At 63.3% G+C, this 18,105-nt stretch carries 17 protein-coding genes and 1 pseudogene; 6 read left to right on the forward strand and 12 right to left on the reverse strand.

Annotation, left to right across the window (positions count from 1 at the left end; all coding sequences use genetic code 11):
* A complete protein-coding gene (locus DV532_RS03050; protein ID WP_056807159.1) occupies nucleotides 1-1,353 on the reverse strand; it encodes a 3-oxoacyl-ACP reductase in 1,353 nt (450 codons plus the stop codon).
* Nucleotides 1,354-1,471: 118 nt separating this feature from the next.
* Here DV532_RS03050 and DV532_RS03055 point away from each other — a divergent pair, with 118 nt between their 5' ends.
* Together DV532_RS03055 and DV532_RS03060 are read left to right on the forward strand one after the other, a co-directional pair.
* On the forward strand, nucleotides 1,472-2,749 hold the full coding sequence (locus DV532_RS03055) for an acetyl-CoA C-acetyltransferase (RefSeq protein WP_056807162.1): 1,278 nt from the start codon (nucleotides 1,472-1,474) through the stop codon (nucleotides 2,747-2,749).
* Nucleotides 2,750-2,868: 119 nt separating this feature from the next.
* Nucleotides 2,869-3,648: a helix-turn-helix transcriptional regulator gene (locus DV532_RS03060; RefSeq protein WP_056807165.1), complete on the forward strand. Its 780-nt coding sequence runs from the start codon at nucleotides 2,869-2,871 to the stop codon at nucleotides 3,646-3,648.
* Between the two features lie 105 nt (nucleotides 3,649-3,753).
* Here the strand turns inward: DV532_RS03060 and DV532_RS31125 are convergent, their stop codons facing one another.
* The 5 genes and pseudogenes from DV532_RS31125 to DV532_RS03080 all read right to left on the reverse strand — a co-directional run bounded on the left by DV532_RS31125 (nucleotide 3,754) and on the right by DV532_RS03080 (nucleotide 9,110).
* A complete protein-coding gene (locus DV532_RS31125; protein WP_372339992.1) occupies nucleotides 3,754-4,521 on the reverse strand; it encodes a methyl-accepting chemotaxis protein in 768 nt (255 codons plus the stop codon).
* A 90-nt stretch (nucleotides 4,522-4,611) separates the two neighbouring features.
* Nucleotides 4,612-5,697 (reverse strand): annotated as a pseudogene (locus DV532_RS31130) (cache domain-containing protein); the annotation flags it as partial.
* Nucleotides 5,698-5,864: 167 nt separating this feature from the next.
* Complete coding sequence (cueR, locus tag DV532_RS03070; RefSeq protein ID WP_056807170.1) at nucleotides 5,865-6,275, reverse strand: Cu(I)-responsive transcriptional regulator; 411 nt, start codon at nucleotides 6,273-6,275, stop codon at nucleotides 5,865-5,867.
* Nucleotides 6,272-8,671 (reverse strand): heavy metal translocating P-type ATPase, encoded by a 2,400-nt coding sequence (locus DV532_RS03075; RefSeq protein WP_056807173.1) that lies wholly within the window; start codon nucleotides 8,669-8,671, stop codon nucleotides 6,272-6,274. Before DV532_RS03075 ends, cueR begins: the two co-directional genes overlap by 4 nt.
* Nucleotides 8,672-8,723: 52 nt before the next feature.
* A complete protein-coding gene (locus tag DV532_RS03080) occupies nucleotides 8,724-9,110 on the reverse strand; it encodes a hypothetical protein (RefSeq protein WP_056807176.1) in 387 nt (128 codons plus the stop codon).
* 144 nt (nucleotides 9,111-9,254) lie between these two features.
* Here DV532_RS03080 and DV532_RS03085 point away from each other — a divergent pair, with 144 nt between their 5' ends.
* Both DV532_RS03085 and DV532_RS03090 read left to right on the forward strand, forming a co-directional pair.
* Complete coding sequence (locus DV532_RS03085; RefSeq protein ID WP_056807178.1) at nucleotides 9,255-9,452, forward strand: heavy-metal-associated domain-containing protein; 198 nt, start codon at nucleotides 9,255-9,257, stop codon at nucleotides 9,450-9,452.
* A gap of 194 nt (nucleotides 9,453-9,646) precedes the next feature.
* Nucleotides 9,647-10,828 (forward strand): multidrug effflux MFS transporter, encoded by a 1,182-nt coding sequence (locus DV532_RS03090; RefSeq protein WP_056807180.1) that lies wholly within the window; start codon nucleotides 9,647-9,649, stop codon nucleotides 10,826-10,828.
* On the opposite strand, the gene DV532_RS30800 is transcribed toward DV532_RS03090, so the two are convergent.
* Nucleotides 10,779-10,976 carry a hypothetical protein gene (locus DV532_RS30800; RefSeq protein WP_075044510.1) on the reverse strand — a complete coding sequence of 66 codons (198 nt, stop codon included), beginning with the start codon at nucleotides 10,974-10,976 and terminating at the stop codon, nucleotides 10,779-10,781. The two genes, DV532_RS03090 and DV532_RS30800, sit on opposite strands and share 50 nt — an antisense overlap.
* Nucleotides 10,977-11,463: 487 nt before the next feature.
* Here DV532_RS30800 and DV532_RS03100 point away from each other — a divergent pair, with 487 nt between their 5' ends.
* The gene (locus DV532_RS03100; protein WP_056807183.1) at nucleotides 11,464-12,177 is read left to right on the forward strand and encodes a helix-turn-helix transcriptional regulator; all 714 of its coding nucleotides are present in this window, start codon (nucleotides 11,464-11,466) and stop codon (nucleotides 12,175-12,177) included.
* Between the two features lie 20 nt (nucleotides 12,178-12,197).
* Here DV532_RS03100 and DV532_RS03105 read toward each other — a convergent pair whose 3' ends face one another.
* The 5 genes from DV532_RS03105 to DV532_RS03125 form a co-directional block, all read right to left on the reverse strand.
* Nucleotides 12,198-13,145: an adenosine deaminase gene (locus tag DV532_RS03105; protein WP_056807186.1), complete on the reverse strand. Its 948-nt coding sequence runs from the start codon at nucleotides 13,143-13,145 to the stop codon at nucleotides 12,198-12,200.
* Nucleotides 13,146-13,231: 86 nt separating this feature from the next.
* Nucleotides 13,232-13,918: an SDR family oxidoreductase gene (locus tag DV532_RS03110; protein ID WP_056807188.1), complete on the reverse strand. Its 687-nt coding sequence runs from the start codon at nucleotides 13,916-13,918 to the stop codon at nucleotides 13,232-13,234.
* A gap of 385 nt (nucleotides 13,919-14,303) precedes the next feature.
* Entirely contained in the window at nucleotides 14,304-14,888 is a 585-nt protein-coding gene (locus tag DV532_RS03115) for a YigZ family protein (protein WP_056807190.1), read from the reverse strand.
* A gap of 9 nt (nucleotides 14,889-14,897) precedes the next feature.
* Entirely contained in the window at nucleotides 14,898-15,560 is a 663-nt protein-coding gene (locus tag DV532_RS03120) for a TetR/AcrR family transcriptional regulator (RefSeq protein ID WP_056807195.1), read from the reverse strand.
* A gap of 90 nt (nucleotides 15,561-15,650) precedes the next feature.
* Nucleotides 15,651-16,568 (reverse strand): LysR family transcriptional regulator, encoded by a 918-nt coding sequence (locus DV532_RS03125; protein ID WP_056807199.1) that lies wholly within the window; start codon nucleotides 16,566-16,568, stop codon nucleotides 15,651-15,653.
* Nucleotides 16,569-16,686: 118 nt separating this feature from the next.
* On the opposite strand from DV532_RS03125, the gene DV532_RS03130 reads away from it, so the two are divergent.
* A complete protein-coding gene (locus DV532_RS03130) occupies nucleotides 16,687-18,033 on the forward strand; it encodes an aspartate aminotransferase family protein (protein ID WP_056807202.1) in 1,347 nt (448 codons plus the stop codon).
* Nucleotides 18,034-18,105: the final 72 nt, after the last annotated feature.

Here is an 18,105-nt window from a genome sequence, read left to right on the forward strand (position 1 = left end):
TTAGGCTCCCATCAAGGCCTGGCCGCAGACCCGCAGCACCTGGCCATTGACCGCCCCAGAACCGGGCTGGCTGAGCCAGGCGATGGCCTCGGCGACGTCCTGTGGGCGGCCGCCCTGGCCCAATGAGCTGAGGCGCCGCCCAGCCTCACGCAGGCCCATGGGCATGGCGGCGGTCATGTGAGTTTCAATGAAGCCGGGTGCCACAGCATTGATGCTGCCACCACGCTCGGCGAGCCTAGGTGCCCAGGCCTGGGCCAGGCCGATCAGCCCAGCCTTGCTCGCGGCATAGTTGGCCTGCCCGCGGTTGCCGGCGATGCCGCTGACCGAGGCCAGTAAGGTTATGCGTGCGTTTTCACCCAGGGCGCCGTTGTCATACAGCGCCTGGGTCAGCACCTGCGGTGCCTTGAGGTTAACCGCCAGCACCGCGTCCCAGTATTCTGGGGTCATGTTGGCCAGGGTCTTGTCGCGGGTGATGCCAGCGTTGTGCACCACGATGTCGATGCCGTCGGGCAGGGCCGCGAGCAGTTGCGTGGCGGCGTCGCTGGCGCAGATATCCAGCGCCAGCGCCTTGCCGCCCAGGCGGGCGGCCAAGGCGTCAAGGTCTTGGCTGGCCTGCGGCACATCGAGCAGCAACACGTCGGCGCCGTCGCGCGTCAGGGTTTCGGCAATGGCGGCACCGATGCCGCGGGCGGCGCCGGTCACCAGGGCGCGGCGGCCTCCCAGCGGCCGGGTCCAGTCCTCGACTTGGCTGGCGCAGGCTTCCAGGCGCAGCACCTGGCCGGAGATGAAGGCGCTTTTGGGTGAGAGGAAGAAGCGCAGGGCGCCTTCCAGCTGGTCCTCGGCAGCGGGGGCCACATACAGCAATTGTGCGGTGGCACCATTGCGCAGTTCCTTGGCCAGCGAACGGCTGAAGCCTTCCAGGGCGCGCTGGGCAATGCTGGCCAACGGATGGTCGAGGCTTTCTGGCGCACGGCCCAGCACCACCACATGGGCGCACGGCGCCAGGCTGCGCAGCAGCGGCTGGAAAAATTCACGCAACTGCTTCAATGCATCGCTGTCGGACAAGTGACTGGCGTCGAATACCACGGCCTTGATTTTCGGCCCCAGGCCAGCCACCCAGGCCTCGGCTTTTAGGGTGTCGGCATTGAAGCTGTAAAGCGTATCGGTCAGGCGCGGGGCAATGCTTTCGACCTGGCTTGCCAGTGGCCCGCCACCCAGTACCAGGGCACCCTCCACCGGGCGCAGGCGGCCGGCCTGCCAGCGCTCCAGCGGCGCCGGGTGTGGTAGGCCAAGGGCATCCACAAGACGGCGGCCCAGGTTGGAGTTGGCAAAACCGAGGTAGCGATCGCTCATGAGTGGGTCTCCCAGAAGGCAAGCTTGAAAGTGTGGACCAACTTTGTGCCAAGGTCGTTCGAATGCGCTAAAAACACCTAGGCTGTACCGAGCAAATTGTTTCAGGAGGAGCAAGCGCATGCGTACACCTCGCCGGGTCGCGATTTTGGGCGGCAACCGAATCCCGTTCGCCCGCTCCAATGGCGCCTACGCCACGGCCAGCAACCAGGCGATGCTCACCGTCGCCCTTGAAGGGCTGATCGAGCGCTACCGCTTGCATGGGCTGCGCATGGGCGAGGTGGTGGCTGGCGCGGTGCTCAAGCATTCGCGCGACATGAACCTGACCCGTGAATGTGTGCTGGGTTCGCGCCTGTCGCCGCAGACGCCGGCGTATGACCTTCAGCAAGCTTGTGGCACCGGCCTGGAGGCGGCGCTGCTGGTGGCCAACAAGATTGCCCTGGGGCAAATCGACAGTGGCATTGCCGGTGGCGTCGACACCACCTCCGATGCGCCGATTGCCGTCAATGAAGGCCTGCGCCACATCTTGCTGCAGGCCAACCGTGGCAAAAGCCTGGGCGAGCGGCTTAAACCATTGCTCAAATTGCGCCCCCACCACCTGAAGCCCGAGCTGCCGCGCAACGGCGAACCGCGCACCGGTTTGTCGATGGGCGAGCATTGCGAGCGCATGGCGCAGGCCTGGCGCATTGGCCGTGCCGAACAGGATGAGCTGGCGCTGTTGAGCCACCAAAAGCTGGCGGCCGCGTATGCCGAAGGCTGGCAGGATGACCTGCTGACGCCGTTTCTAACGCTGACCCGTGACAACAACCTGCGCCCCGACCTGGCTTTGGCGCAACTGGCCAAGCTCAAGCCGGCCTTCGACCGCAGCGGCCAGGGCACGCTGACGGCGGGCAACTCCACGCCACTCACCGATGGTGCCTCGTTGGTGCTGCTGGGGAGCGAGGAATGGGCGGCGCAGCAGCGGCTGCCGGTGCTGGCCTACCTGGTCGATGGCGAAACCGCTGCGGTGGATTTCGTCACGGGCCGCGAGGGGCTGTTGATGGCGCCGGTGTATGCGGTGCCGCGGTTGCTGGCGCGCAATGGCCTGACGCTGCAGGACTTTGACTATTACGAAATTCACGAAGCCTTTGCGGGCCAGGTGCTATGCACGCTCAAGGCTTGGGAAGATGCCGATTATTGCCGGGAGCGGTTGGGGTTGGATGCAGCGCTTGGGGCGATTGACCGCAGCAAGCTCAACGTCAAGGGCAGCTCGCTGGCGGCCGGGCACCCGTTTGCCGCGACCGGCGGGCGGATATTGGCCAACCTGGCCAAGTTGCTGGCGACGGCGGGGAAGGGCAGGGGGCTGATTTCGATCTGTGCGGCGGGTGGGCAGGGGGTGACGGTGATCCTCGAGCGGTAAGCTGCTGGTATACCGCATTGCCTTCTTCGCGGGCAAACCCGCGAAGCAGGCAATGCCGATATCACAGTCACACCCTATCAACTGTTAGGCTTGTCTGCTCAGAACTACAAGAAGCCGCCATGCCGATCATCGGACACCCCCGCGCCATCCCGCTGCTGGACCACCTGCCCAGGCCGCTCTATGCCCGTGCCGAAAGCCTCGGCGCCGGCTCCTGGACCACTCGCCATCAGCACGACTGGGTGCAGTTTTCCTACGCCATTAGCGGAGTACTCGGCGTGTACACCGGCGAAGGCAGTTACTTCGCCCCGCCCCAGTGGGGGGTGTGGATCCCTGCCGATGCCGAACACGAAGTGGTCACCTCGATGCAGGCCGAAATGCGCAGCCTGTACGTGCGCCGGGATGCTTGCCCGTGGGCGCCGGAGCAGTGCCGGGTACTGGAAGTGACCCCGTTGGCGCGCGAGCTGATCAAGCAGTTTTGCCTGTTCCCGGCAGACTACCCTGAGGGGGACAGCGCCGAGGCGCGGCTGGTGGCGGTGCTGCTTGACCAGTTGCGCACGCTGCCTGAGGTGGGGTTCTCGCTACCGTTGCCACGCCACCCGGGGTTGCTGGCGCTGTGCAATGGGTTGATCGCCGCGCCGGATCAGTCGCCGACACTGCAGCAATGGGCGCGGCAGTTGGGTTGCTCGGAAAAGACCCTGATGCGGCTGTTCCAGCGGGAGACGGGCTTGAGTTTTCGTAACTGGCGGCAACGCATGCGGCTGCTGTCGTCGCTGGCCTTGCTGGAGGCGGGGGAGAATGTGACCGAGGCGGCGTTGGGCTGTGGCTATGATTCCACTTCGGCCTACATCGCGGCGTTCAAGCAGTTGTTTGGGGCGACACCGGGGGAGCTCAAGCTTTAGTGTTGCCGGTGCCGGCCTCTTCGCGGGTATAGCGCAGGCCTTAAGGGCAGCGCTGTACCTGTAGGCGCGGGTTTACCCGCGAAGAGGCCGGCACCCGGCACCGCATCAGGTGCGGAACCTGCGTACCAGTGTATCCAGTTCGTTGGACAAGCCGGCCAGGCTCTCGGAGTCCTGACGCGCCGCCTGGGCCAGTTCGGCCACCAGCTGCGCATCGCCGTGAATCTGGCTGATGTGGCGGTTGATGTCCTCGGCTACCTGGTGCTGTTCCTCGGCTGCCGTGGCGATCTGTGTGTTCATGTCCCGGATTACATCCACCGATTCACGGATTTGCCCGAAACTGTCGCGGGCCAGGCCGATACGGCTCACCGACTGCTGCGAAACCTCCAGGCTGGCATGCATCTGCTCGGCCACTTCGGCAGTGCGGCTGGCCAGGTTGCCCAGCAGGCCGTCGATCTCGGCAGTGGAGTCGGCGGTCCGCTTGGCCAGCGCCCGCACTTCGTCGGCCACCACGGCAAAGCCACGGCCCTGTTCACCGGCGCGGGCTGCTTCGATGGCGGCGTTGAGGGCCAGCAGGTTGGTCTGTTCGGCAATCGAGCGGATGGTGCCGAGGATCGACTGAATGGCGTTGCTGTCACGCTCAAGCTGCTGGATCGACTGTGCCGACTGCTCGATTTCCTGGCTCAGGCGGTCGACGCTGTGTACCGCGGCATCGATCTGCTGCTGGCCTTCGCGCGCCTGCTGCTGGCCGTTGTCGGCCGACTGCGCCGCCTGGCTGCAGGACCGCGCCACTTCGTTGGCGGTAGCGACCATTTCATGGAAGGCGGTGGATACCATGTCCACCGCTTCACGCTGGCGGCCCGCTGCTTCTGCCATGTCGCTGGACACCCGGGTGGAGCTGGTCGAGGTGTTGAGGATTTTGCCGGCGGCTGCGCCGATATGCTGGATGAGGCTGCGAATGGCCCCCAGGAACTGGTTGAACCAACTGGCCAGCTGTGCGGTTTCGTCGCGGCCGCGGACTTCCAGGTTGCGGGTCAGGTCGCCTTCGCCCTGGGCGATGTCTTCCAGGCCACTGGTGACGCTGTTGATTGGCCGCACGATCAGTTTGGCGAAGGTAGCACCCACGACGGCGAACAGCGCCGCCAGCACCAAGGCGACGATACCAATCAGCCAGGTTAGACGGGTGGTGGTCTGCATCACTTCGCTTTGTTCGATCAGGCCGATCAAGGTCCAGCCCAGCTGTTCATCCGGGTAGATGTTGGCCATGTACTGCACACCGTTTAGCTCTACTTCGACCAGCCCTTTGCCATGCTTGGCCAACTCGCCGTAGCCGTCGCCAAAACTCGCCAGCTGCTTGAAGTTGTGCTTGGCGTCACGGGGGTCGACCAGCACGTTGCCGTTGTTTTCTACCAGCAGTACGTAGCCGCTTTCGCCCAGCTTTATTTGCTGGACGATCTCAGTGAGGCCTTTAAGCGATACATCCACGTTGACCACGCCGCCGGGGTTGCCCAGCTGGTTGGCAACGGTGCGCACGGTGCTGATCAGCACGGCGTCGTCGGCGGCCCAGTAGTAGGCGCCGGTGCGCAGGGTTTTGCCAGGGTTGGCCATGGCCAATTGGTACCATGGGCGGGTACGTGGGTCGTAATTGACGAATTTCTGCCCGGCTGGCCAGCCCACGTAACCACCGTCATTCACCCCGTAGGACAGGTAGGCATAGGAGGGGTGCGAGGTGGCCAGGCGGGTCATGAACTCCAGCAACTTGCTGGCCTGGTCACCCAGTTCGTAGGACGGGGTTGCGCTCGTGTACTTGTTCAGCTCGCTGCCGGTAGCGGCGACCAGCGGCTGTGACGCCATGTATTCGACGTTCTGGTTGATGCCTTGGAAGAAGATGTTCATCGCGTTGCTGACCTGGCGGATTTCCCGGCTGCTGCCATCCAGGAATCCGTCGCGGGCTTCGCCACGCAGGTTGAGAACCACCAGGGTGGCTACAAGGACGATGGGCAAGCCGGCGATGACCGCGAATGCCCAGGTCAGTTTCTGTTTGATGCTCATCGACGCTCCCGGAATTTTTGTTGTAGACACACGAGGCAGGTATCTCTTGCATCGGCAGCATCCGGGTTTTATGTAGGAAAACGCCCGTATTTATTGAATCAGGTCGCAGTTAGTGACTATTCGGTCGTGTTTGGTCGTATATGGCATACCAAGGCGCAGCAGGCGGCTCAGTGGCAGCAATTGCTTGCGGCGCCATTGGCTAGGTCCTTGAGGATCGGGCAGTCCGGGCGGTCGTCCCCCTGGCAATGCGAAACCAGCTCGCCAAGGGTGTCGCGCAAGCTCACCAGCTCCTCGATGCGCCGGTTAAGCTCCTCGATGTGCTGCATGGCCAGCGCCTTCACGTCGGCGCTGGCCCGTTGGCGGTCCTGCCACAGGGTCAGCAGCTTGCCGACCTCCTCAAGGGAAAACCCCAAGTCGCGGGAGCGCTTGATGAAGGCCAGGCTGTGTAGATCTTCGGCTTGGTACAGGCGGTAGCCACTGTCACTGCGCGTGGCCGGCTTGAGCAGGCCGATGGACTCGTAATAACGGATCATCTTGGTGCTGAGCCCGCTGCGGCGGGCGGCCTGGCCGATGTTCATGGGGCCTCCTGGGTGCTGCTGGTGGGTTTCCACGCCTTGAGCCACAGCGCGTTGCTGACCACGCTGACGCTGGACAGGGCCATGGCGGCACCGGCCAGTACCGGGTTGAGATAACCCAGCGCGGCCAGCGGGATACCGATCAGGTTGTAGATGAATGCCCAAAACAAGTTCTGGCGGATTTTTGCGTAGGTCTTGCGGCTAATTTCCAGCGCGGCAGGCACCAGGCGCGGGTCACCGCGCATCAGGGTGATGCCGGCGGCTTGCATCGCCACGTCGGTACCACCACCCATGGCAATGCCAATGTCGGCGGCGGCCAGCGCCGGCGCATCGTTGATGCCATCGCCGACCATGGCGACCACGCCATCTTGCTTGAGTGTGGCCACGGTCGCAGCCTTGTCGGCTGGCAGCACTTCGGCGTGCACGTCGTCAATGCCGAGGGCGTCGGCCACCACCTTGGCGCTGCCCCGGTTGTCGCCGGTCAATAGGTGGCTGCTGATGTTTTGCGCGTGCAGCGTGTCGATGGCCTGCGCGGCACCGGGCTTGAGGCTGTCACCAAAGGCGAACAGGCCCAGCACACGGGGCTGCGCACCCCGTTCGATCAGCCATGACAGGGTGCGCCCCTCGGCTTCCCAGGCCTGGGCCTTGGCGGCCAGTTCACCGAGCGGCAAGGCGCTTTCATCAAGCAGGCGGCGGTTGCCCAGCGCCAGTTCGCGGCCGTCCACGCGCCCGGCGATACCACGCCCGGTCAGCGACTGGCTGGCGACGACGCTGGGCACCTCCAGCCCCTGCTCAGCACAGGCATCCAGCACCGCCTTGGCCAACGGGTGTTCGCTGCCGCGTTGCAGGGCACCGGCCAGCCGGTGCAGGTCGGCGCTGCTGCCCACCTGCGCGTGGCTGTGGACCACCCGCGGGCTGCCCGAGGTGAGGGTACCAGTCTTGTCGAACACCACGCGGTTGACCGCATGGGCGCGCTCCAGGGCCTCGGCGTCCTTGATCAGGATGCCGTGGCGGGCGGCGACGCCGGTACCGGCCATGATCGCCGCGGGCGTCGCCAGGCCGAGGGCACAGGGGCAGGCGATGACCAGTACGGCGACAGCGTTGATCAGCGCGGTTTCCAGCGGCGCACCGGCCAGCCACCAGCCGCCCAAGGTGACCAGCGCCAGCACTAGCACGGCTGGGACGAACACCTGGCTGACCCGGTCGACCAACTTCTGGATCGGTGCCTTGGCGGCCTGGGCGTCTTCCACCAGGCGGATGATGCGCGCCAGCACGGTCTCAGTGCCCAGCGCTTTTGTACGCACCAGCAGCCGGCCTTCGCCATTGATGGCGCCGCCGGTGACGGTGTCCCCGGGCTGCTTGGGCACTGGCAGGCTCTCGCCACTGATCAGGGCTTCATCAGCATGGCTACTACCGTCCTCGACCACGCCATCGACCGGGAAACGCTCGCCGGGCTTGACCAGCACCAGGTCGCCCAGGCGCAGTTGGGCGATGGCCACGTCTTCTTCGCGGTCATCGACCACGCGCACAGCACGTTCCGGGCGCAGGGCTTCGAGGGCGCGGATGGCGCTGGCGGTCTGGCGCTTGGCACGGCTTTCCAGGTATTTACCCAACAGCACCAGGGCGATTACCACGGCCGAAGCTTCGAAGTACAGGTGTGGGGCCATGCCGGCGGGGGCCTGTGCCCACTGGTACAGGCTTAGGCCATAGCCGGCGCTGGTGCCCAGGGCCACCAGTAGGTCCATGTTGCCGGTGCCGGCGCGCACGGCCTTCCAGGCGGCTACGTAGAACCGTGCGCCGAGCACGAACTGCACCGGTGTTGCCAATGCAAACTGCGCCCAAGCGGGCAACATCCAGTGCAAGCCGAACGGTTGCACCAACATTGGCAATACCAGGGGCAAAGCCAGTAACAGGGCCGTGCCGACCGCCAGGCGTTCGTTGCGCAGACGCCGCTGGGTAGCACCTGAGTCATCGTTGGCGGTTTGCGGCAGGCTGGCGCTGTAGCCAGCCTTTTGCACGGCGTCGATCAGCAGGTTGTCGTCGAGGGCTGTGAGCACTTCAAGGTGCGCACGTTCGCTGGCGAGGTTGACACTGGCGTGCTCGACCCCCGCTAGCTTGCCAAGGGCACGCTCTACGCGGCCGACGCAACTGGCGCAGGTCATGCCGCCTATTTGCAATTCGACGGTGCGGGTGGGTACGCCGTAGCCGGCAGTGCGTACAGCGTCGACCAGGGCGGGCAGGCTGTTGGCCGGGGCTTGCACCCGGGCCTGTTCGGTGGCGAGGTTGACGCTGACCTGTTCAGCGCCGGTGACCTTGCGCAGGGCGCGCTCGACCCGGCCAGCACAGCTGGCGCAGGTCATGCCGGAAATCGGCAGGTCGTACGTGGTGGATGCGGGCATGGCTCTCCTCCTTGGACAGGCCTCCAGCATCAACCTTGCCACGCAGGTAAGGTCAATAGCCTAGGCCGGCTCGCTGCAACTCCAGCCCATAGTGCCCCATTGCGATGCGGTATTTGTTGATTTGCCCCGCTTGCAGGTTCAAGCGTGTGCTGCGCTGGTCCTCAATGCCCGCGGCGCAGCCCGGCATTTGCCCGGGCAGCAAACGCAGGCGTACGTCTACAGGGCCCGGCGGCAAATTGAACGAGGTGGATTGCTCCTGAAACACGCGCCCAGAGAGCTGGTCGTTCAGGTAGACGCCGATTTCGCAGTGGGTTGCCACTTCCAGGCGCTCCCGGGAAATGATCAGTACGCTGTAGTCCGAGTTGCCCTCGGCGCTGGCCGGTGGCACCACAGCCAGCGTGCTCAATAGCCCGACGACGCCCAATGCTGCCCTGAACATGAAGAATCTCCTGCTTGCCTGATCATCAAAGGCGCAGCTTGGCCGACCCGGGCGCGGATTTCCACCCCAGGCGTTGCTGGCAGGGCTTGACCTTACCCTGATGGCAAGCTTGAGACTCGTTGAAAACCTGAAGGAGTGACCCCCATGCAAGTGTTCAATGTACAAGGCATGACCTGTGGCCATTGCGTGAAAGCCGTGACCCGGGCGGTGCAGGAGCAGGATGCCGCAGCCAAGGTAGAGGTCGATCTGGCGGCCAGGCAGGTACGGGTGCAGAGTGAGTTGGCGCAGGAGCAGATCCTTGTCGCCATTCGGGATGAGGGCTATCAGGCCGAAGTTGCCTGAACACTTGCCTGTAGGAGCGGGCTAGCCCGCGAACATCGGCACAGCCGGTGCCATCCACCGCGCCGCGTGCTTCGCGGGCGCGCCCGCTCCCACAGGGACCGCACCAGCCCCCAGGTTTGTTGCAAATGTTTTCGTACCGGTAGGGCTCGCAGCAGTTAGAATCAGGCACTTGCTTAGCCTGCTATGGATTTCTGATGAACCTGCGAATGGTGCTCATCCTGGGCGCACTCAGTGCGTTCGGGCCCTTGGCGATCGATTTTTACCTGCCCGCCTTCCCGGCTATGGCGCAGGCGTTCGCCACCGATGAAAAACACGTCCAGACCACGTTGGCCGCTTACTTCCTCGGCCTGTCCATCGGCCAACTGGCCTACGGGCCGGTGGCTGACCGCTTTGGTCGGCGCAAACCGCTGATGTTCGGCGTGACCCTGTTCACCCTTGCGTCACTGGCCTGTGCCTATGCCCCCAACCTCGACACCCTGGTGCTGGCGCGCTTCGTCCAGGCCCTGGGTGGTTGCGCCGGCATGGTGCTGTCGCGTGCCATCGTCAGCGACAAGTGCGACCCGGTGGCCTCGGCCAAAGTGTTCTCGCAACTGATGCTGGTCATGGGCCTGGCGCCGATCTTGGCACCGATGCTGGGCGGGGTGTTGGTGAACGTGGCCGGCTGGCAATCGATCTTCCTCGCCCTGAGCCTGTTCAGTGCCGGCTGCCTGCTGGCGGTCAGCCTGGGCTTGCCGGAAAGCCTGCCCGAGCACATGCCGCGCCAACCGCTATCTGGCGCCTTGCGCCAGTACCTGCGCCTGCTCGCTGACCGGGTGTTCGTCGGCCATGCCTTGACGGGTGGTATCGCTATTGCCGGCATGTTCGCCTACATCGCCGGTTCACCGTTCGTGTTCATCAAACTCTACGGCGTACCGGCCGAGCATTACGGTTGGTTGTTCGGCACCAATGCTGCCGGCTTTATCCTGGTGGCGCAGGTGAATGCACGCTTGCTGGCCAAACGCGGGCCGGCGTTTCTGTTGGCCCGGGCGGTGTGGCTGTACCTGGCTGCGGGCCTGGTGCTGCTGGGCGTGGCGGCCCTGCAGCCGACGCAGCTGTGGCCTCTGTTGGTACCGCTGTTCATCTGCATCGCCAGCCTGGGCTGCATCATCCCCAACGCCTCTGCCTGTGCCATGAGCGGGCAGGGCGCACGGGCCGGCAGTGCGTCGGCACTGATGGGCTGCCTGCAGTTCAGTGTGGCTGCGGGCGCGGCGGCTCTGGTCGGGCTGCTGCATGATGGCAGTGCAGTGCCGATGGCGCTGGTGATCAGCTTGTGCGGGGCACTGGTGGTCAGTGTCGCGCTGCTGACCCGACGCTTGCCGGCCAAGGCTCCCGCATAAGCGGGTGAGGTGCCTGTAGCCGGGTCTCCAGCGTGGCGACAAAGGCACGCGCCTCGGCCTCGCTGCGAAAGCTGACCACGTGTTGATCGAGCTGGACCTGCCAGGGGCAGGCGGGGTTTCGGCTCGATGCACTGACGACAATTTTCATCGCTGCATACCTCCAGAAGGGGTGGTGCGGATCAAGTGTAGCGCTGCCTCCCCTGGCTGGCATGAGGTGCTTCAGCGTCCTGACTGACGGTCGGCGTGGGCATTTTCTACCGCCGCTTTCAACGTTGGCGCAATGCCCGCAAGTGCGCGGAACCTTCGCTTTGGCTCGCGCTACTTGTGGAAAGTAGCTGTCGGTCGCATCCGAAGTTGTGTCTGGTGTTTTTTCCGCAGGGCGTTCCTGTGCCGCTACGTGCCTGTAGCTGGCGGCCTTAACGTGCGGTCTGGATAGGTTTCACAGTTTTTATCGCGGCTTGCCATGGGTAGGCATACCCAGTGTTTATTGTGCTGCAGTGCTACCGCGTGGGGCTGCCTGAGTGGCGTTTTTTGCGGCTTATACTGGCGAACCAGGCCAGTGCCAGCGAGAGGCGCTTCCCTGCCAGGGTTGGCCATCGCATCCACACAGTGAACTTGCAGGGAGTTATAGGGACATGAACGCAGCTAGCAGTATCAGCCAGATCGCCAGCCTGATGGCCGATCCCAAGCGCAGTGCCATGTTGTGGGCATTGATCGATGGCACGCCGCGGTTGGCCAATGAGCTCGCGGTAATGACCGGTCTGACCTCGTCGTCAGCCTGCGCGCACCTTTCATTGTTGTCGTCGGCCGGTTTGCTGCGGCATGAGGCGCGAGGCCGCAAGCGCTACTTCCGCCTGGCGACCCCGCAGGTGGGGGCGGCGGTTGAGGCGCTGGCCAGTGTCCAGCTGCTGAGCACCAGGGAGGCACAAGCCAAGGCGCCGGTGGCACCACTGCCCATGTCGATACGCAGGGCTCGCCGCTGCGGCGATCACTTGGGTGGGGAGCTGGCCAGTGAGCTGTATCACCGCTTGCTGATCGCTGGTTGGCTGGAAGGCAGTGGCCGACAGTTGATGGTGAGTGATGAGGGGCGGTCGCAGTTGGCTTTGGTCGGGGTCTACATCGATGCGCTGGCGCCGCACCAGCAACGTGGCTGTGTGATCTGCCGCTGCACCGAGTGGAACGATCAAGGGCCGCACTTGGGTGGTGTGCTGGGGCAGGCCTTGTTCAGGCTGTTCCTGCAATCTGGCTGGATGCGCGAGGCCGAAGACACGCGGGCATTGCATATTTCGGCGCTGGGTATCCAGCAGATCAATCGCATTGCCCGGGTGCCGACGTTGCAGGTCGGCTGACCGCAACGGCGCAATGCCCGTCAGACCAACCGGGCATCCAAGCTGTTCTGGGCCAGGCGACGAGCTTGGTCTTCGGTCATGCCCAGGTGGGTGTACAGGGCGTGGAAGTTCTCGGTGACGTAGCCACCGAAGTAGGCTGGGTCATCCGAGTTGACCGTGACTTTCACACCGCGCTCGAGCATGTCGAGAATGTTGTGCTGGCTCATGTGGTCGAACACGCAGAGCTTGGTGTTCGACAGCGGGCAAACCGTGAGCGGGATCTGCTCGTCGATGATGCGCTGCATCAGGCGCTCGTCTTCGATGGCGCGCACACCGTGGTCGATGCGCTTGACCTTCAGCAGGTCCAGTGCTTCCCAAATGTACTCGGGGGGGCCTTCTTCGCCGGCATGGGCGACAGCGACCAGGCCCTCGCTGCGGGCGCGGTCGAACACACGTTGGAATTTGCTGGGTGGGTGGCCCATTTCCGAGCTGTCCAGGCCAACGGCAATGAAGGCATCGCGGAATGGCAGGGCCTGATCGAGGGTTTTCTGTGCCTCGTCTTCGCTCAAGTGGCGCAGGAAGCTGAGGATCAAACCGCTGCTGATACCCAGTTGTTCGCGGCCATCCTTGAGTGCCTGGTTGATGCCGTTGAGCACCACTTCAAAGGGGATGCCGCGGTCGGTGTGGGTCTGTGGGTCGAAAAACGGTTCGGTGTGGATCACGTTCTGTGCCTTGCAACGCTGCAGGTAGGCCCAGGTCAGGTCGTAGAAGTCCTGTTCGGTGCGCAGCACGTCGGCGCCTTGGTAATACAGGTCGAGGAACTCTTGCAGGTTGTTGAAGGCATAGGCGCTACGCAAGGTCTCCACTTCGGCCCAGGGTAGGGCGATCTTGTTGCGCTCGGCCAGGGCGAACAGCAGCTCGGGCTCCAGCGAGCCTTCCAGGTGCAGGTGCAGTTCGGCCTTGGGCAGGGCGTTCAACCAATCATACATAGTGGGTCATCTCGATCAGGTACGGTTGGCACCATTCTACAGGGCCCTACCGGGCAATGCGCCCGGCCAGGCTGCGATGGGGTGAATCACCAGACCAAGGGCTCGCCCTTGTAGTTGATGAAACGCAGGCCGGCGTTGCCACTTTGCGCGTTGATCTGGTCAAGCATGCCGCGGGTGCTGGTGAGCACGTCGATCTCGGCGTTATCGCCGCCCATGTCGGTTTTCACCCAGCCTGGGTGCATGGCCAGCACGCACAGGTCGGGGCGTTGTTGCTCGACGACGAAACTGTTGATCATCGAGTTGAGCGCCGCCTTGCTGGCTTTGTACAGGCAGATTTCGCCGCCGTCGGGGATGGTCACGCTGCCTAGGATCGAGCTCATGAAAGCCAATACGCCGCTGCGTTCGCGTACTTGGCCAACCAGGCGGCGTGCCACGCGGATTGGAGCCACGGCGTTGGTCATGAACAGGTCGCCGATGTCGTTGTTTTGCACCGCCTCCAGGTCTTGAGGCAGGGGCCCCATGACGCCGGCGTTGACGAACACCAGGTCGAACACTTGGCCTTGCAGGCGTTGCTTCAGGCTATCGAGCTGGGCCGTGTCGTTCATTTCCAGTTGCTCGATATGCACGCCGGGCACCTCGGCCAAAGCCCCAGGTTGCTGCGGGTTGCGCACGGTAGCGGTGATGTTCCAGCCGTCCTCGTGCAAGCGCTGCACCAGACCCAGGCCCAGCCCCCGCGAGGCGCCGATGATAAGTGCGGTTTTTGCGTTAGCCATGTGCAGGCGCTCCGTGATCGGTTTGCAAATAAAGGTATTGAGGATAACGCACAGTGGCAGTTGCTGCCTTGCCCGTGGTTGGATAAAAAATGATCAGTAGCGCCAGGGCCTTGGGTGGCCGGGCACTTCGCCGGTTGGCGCACGGGTTATCCACAGGCTGGTCCACAGTTATTGTGTGCAAAGCCGAGGCGCAACAGGCAGGCGCACCTGCCTTGGCACTGGGGATAACGTCTATGCATTCAGCAAGTTGCGACTGTCATCAAATAGTGATCAAAATATGATCAAAGCTCTGCAGGCCTTGAAAACAATAGCCTGCAAGCAAGTGCCCAAAGCTTATCCACAGGCCGGCCCACAGTTGTTGTGGGCAATGTCTTGTGGGTAATGTTCAGCGCGCTTCGAGCAGAATGCGCCCGCGGCTCAAGTCGGCCAACTGTTGTTGCAGGGGGGCAAGGTGGGTGTCACCCAGTGCAATCAGCAGGTCCACGCCATTGGCGGTGAACTGCTCATCCAGTACCAGGCCGTCGACCTCCGCCAAGCGCAATTTCACCAAGGCCAGTTCGCTGAAACTGCAGCTGCAGGCGAATTCGCTGCGTTGTACCAGCAGCCGTTTGGGGGCCTGCTGCAGGCATTTGTTGGCGCCGCCGCCATAGGCTCGGGCCAGGCCGCCGGTGCCCAATTGGATGCCGCCGTACCAGCGGATCACCAGCACTACCACTTGGTCGCAGTCCTGCGCTTCGATCGCCGCCAGGATTGGCCGGCCTGCGGTACCGCCAGGCTCGCCGTCGTCGCTACTGCGGTACTGGGCGCCGAGCTTCCAGGCCCAGCAGTTATGGGTAGCGGCCAGGTCGCTGTGGCGTTCGATGAAACTCATCGCTTCGGCAGCACTGCTGATCGGCCCGGCGAGGGTGATGAAGCGGCTTTTGCGGATTTCCTCGCGATATTCGCAGAGGTCGAGCAGGGTAGAAGGCATAAATGACGGTCAGGCAGCCGGCTTGATGCCGCAGCCTTTCAGGATGATGTGGATAAGATTGTTGCTCGCGTCTTCCATGTCCTGCTTGGTCAGGCGGCTGCGGCCGGTGACTTGGCAGATTTGGGTGGCGAAGTCGGCGTAGTGCTGGGTGCTACCCCACAGCAGGAAGATTAGGTGCACCGGGTCGACCGGGTCCATCTTGCCGGCGTCGATCCAGGCCTGAAACACCGCGGCTCGGCCGCGAAACCATTGGCGGTAGTCGGCACTGAAGTATTCACTCAGGCAGGTGCCGCCGCTGATCACTTCCATGGCGAAAATCCGCGAAGCTTGCGGGTTGCGCCGAGAGAATTCCATCTTGGTGCGGATGTACTGGCTCAGCGCTTCGCCTGGGTCGTCCTCGACGCTCAAGGCGTTGAAGGTGCTGTCCCACAACTCGATGATGTTGCTGAGCACGGCAATGTACAGGCCAAGTTTGTTGGTGAAGTAGTAATGCAGGTTGGCCTTGGGTAACCCCGCCTTGAGGGCGATGGTATTCATGCTGGTGCCCTTGAACCCATGGCGGGCGAATTCGTCTTCGGCGGCCTGGATAATGGCCTGTTCGTTCTTCTGGCGGATGCGGCCCGCGGGCTTGCCCGAGGCGGAGAGGCGATGCGCAGGGACTTCTAAGGTCATGGACGATTCCGTACGGGGCAGTGGCTGCGGCTGTCGGACAAGATTACCTGCCTGTGCCGAAGTAACAAGCGTTTGCGGCAGAGACTGACATCAGCGTGTCGCAGCCAGGCTTTCGAGGAAGCTTTCCAACACCAGGTTTGGCCGCCGGCCTTTGCGCGTTACCCAGCTTAAGCTGAGGTCATAGAAACGCTGCCGCGGCTTGAGGGCGCGCAAGCGGCCCTGTTGCACCCAGAACGTGGCGTAGTGGTCTGGTAGGTAGCCGATGTAACGCCCGGTGAGGATGAGGAAGGCCATGCCTTCCCGGTCCGAGGCACTGGCAGTGCAGTTGAGCGCCTGGTAATGCGCCTGGATCTCGGCCGGCAGGCGGAAGGTGGGGGTGATGGCTTCCTGGCTATTGAGGCGCTCGTCATCGATTTGCTGGTCGTCGGCATAGAACAACGGGTGGCCGACGGCGCAGTACAGCAGTGAGCGCTCGCTGTACAACGGCTGGTATTCAAGACCCGACAGCGGGCTGGTTTGTGGCACCACGCCAACGTGCAGGCTGCCGTCCAGTACGCCGTGCTCGACCTGGCTGGGCGCGATCATGCGGATCTGGATACGCACTTCGGGGCCGCGGTCCTTGAGTTCGGCCAGGGCATGGGTGATGCGCATGTGCGGCAGGGTTACCAGGTTGTCGGTCAGGCCAATGTTCAGCTCGCCGCGCAAATGTTGGTGCAGGCCGTTGACCTCGGTGCGGAAGCTTTCCAGGGCGCTGAGTAGTTGTAGCGCCGAGTGGTAGACCTCGCGGCCTTCCTCGGTCAGCGAAAACCCGGCCCGGCCGCGTTGGCACAGGCGCAGACCGAGGCGCTGCTCCAGGTCGTTCATCTGCTGGCTGATGGCTGAGCGGCCAATGCCCAGCACGTTTTCGGCGGCCGAGAAGCCACCGCACTCGACTACGCTGCGGTAGATCTTCAGCAGGCGGATGTCGAAATCACTGACTTGGGCAAGTGGATCGGGGCGTCGGCTCATTAGTTTAGTCAAGGCCTGTCTGAAGATTAGAAATGTTGGCTTTTTCAGACTTTATCGCCGTGCCAATTTAGCTGCAACAACATCCATCGTTGCCTATTCGTCTTCCGAGGAACCGCCGATGAACATGCCGGAAACCGCCACCACCGGGATCGCCAGCCAGCTCAAGCTGGATGCCCACTGGATGCCTTACACTGCCAACCGCAACTTCCAGCGCGACCCACGCCTGATTGTGGCGGCCGAAGGCAACTACTTGGTTGATGACCAGGGGCGCAAAATTTTCGATGCCCTTTCCGGTCTGTGGACCTGCGGTGCCGGGCATACCCGCAAGGAAATCACCGACGCGGTCAGCCGCCAGTTGGCTACCCTGGACTACTCCCCGGCGTTCCAGTTCGGCCACCCGCTGTCGTTTCAACTGGCTGAAAAAATCGCCGACCTGGTGCCGGGCAACCTGAATCACGTCTTCTATACCAACTCTGGCTCCGAGTGCGCCGACACCGCGCTGAAGATGGTACGTGCCTACTGGCGTCTGAAAGGCCAAGCCACCAAGACCAAGATCATCGGGCGTGCCCGTGGCTACCACGGCGTGAACATCGCCGGTACCAGCCTGGGTGGCGTCAACGGTAACCGCAAGATGTTCGGCCAGTTGCTGGATGTCGATCATCTGCCCCACACCGTACTGCCGGTGAACGCCTTCTCCAAAGGCATGCCGGAAGAGGGCGGTATCGCCCTGGCTGATGAAATGCTCAAGCTGATCGAGTTGCACGATGCCTCCAACATCGCTGCGGTGATCGTTGAGCCGCTGGCTGGCTCGGCCGGTGTGCTACCGCCGCCAAAGGGTTATCTGAAGCGCCTGCGTGAAATCTGCACCCAGCACAATATCCTGCTGATCTTCGACGAAGTGATTACCGGCTTTGGCCGTATGGGCGCGATGACCGGCAGCGAAGCCTTTGGCGTTACCCCGGACTTGATGTGCATCGCCAAGCAGGTAACCAACGGCGCCATCCCGATGGGCGCGGTAATTGCCAGCAGCGAGATCTACCAGACCTTCATGAACCAGCCGACCCCGGAATACGCCGTGGAATTCCCGCACGGCTACACCTACTCGGCCCACCCGGTAGCCTGTGCCGCCGGTATCGCTGCACTGGACCTGTTGCAGAAGGAAAACCTGGTGCAGTCCGCTGCCGAGTTGGCCCCTCATTTCGAGAAGCTGCTGCACGGCGTGAAGGGTACCAAGAACATCGTCGATATCCGCAACTACGGCCTGGCTGGTGCGATCCAGATCGCCGCCCGCGACGGTGATGCCATCGTCCGTCCGTACGAAGCGGCGATGAAACTGTGGAAGGCTGGCTTCTACGTGCGCTTTGGCGGCGACACCTTGCAGTTTGGCCCAACGTTCAACACCACGCCGCAGGAACTCGACCGCCTGTTCGATGCTGTAGGCGAAACCCTGAACCTGATCGACTGATCGTTCCGATTCTGATGCCAGGCGCGTGAGCGCATCGCGCGCCGGCTTCAACCTTCTTTATCTGGAGTTTTG

This window comes from Pseudomonas sp. Leaf58, from assembly GCF_003627215.1.
Lineage (GTDB): Bacteria > Pseudomonadota > Gammaproteobacteria > Pseudomonadales > Pseudomonadaceae > Aquipseudomonas.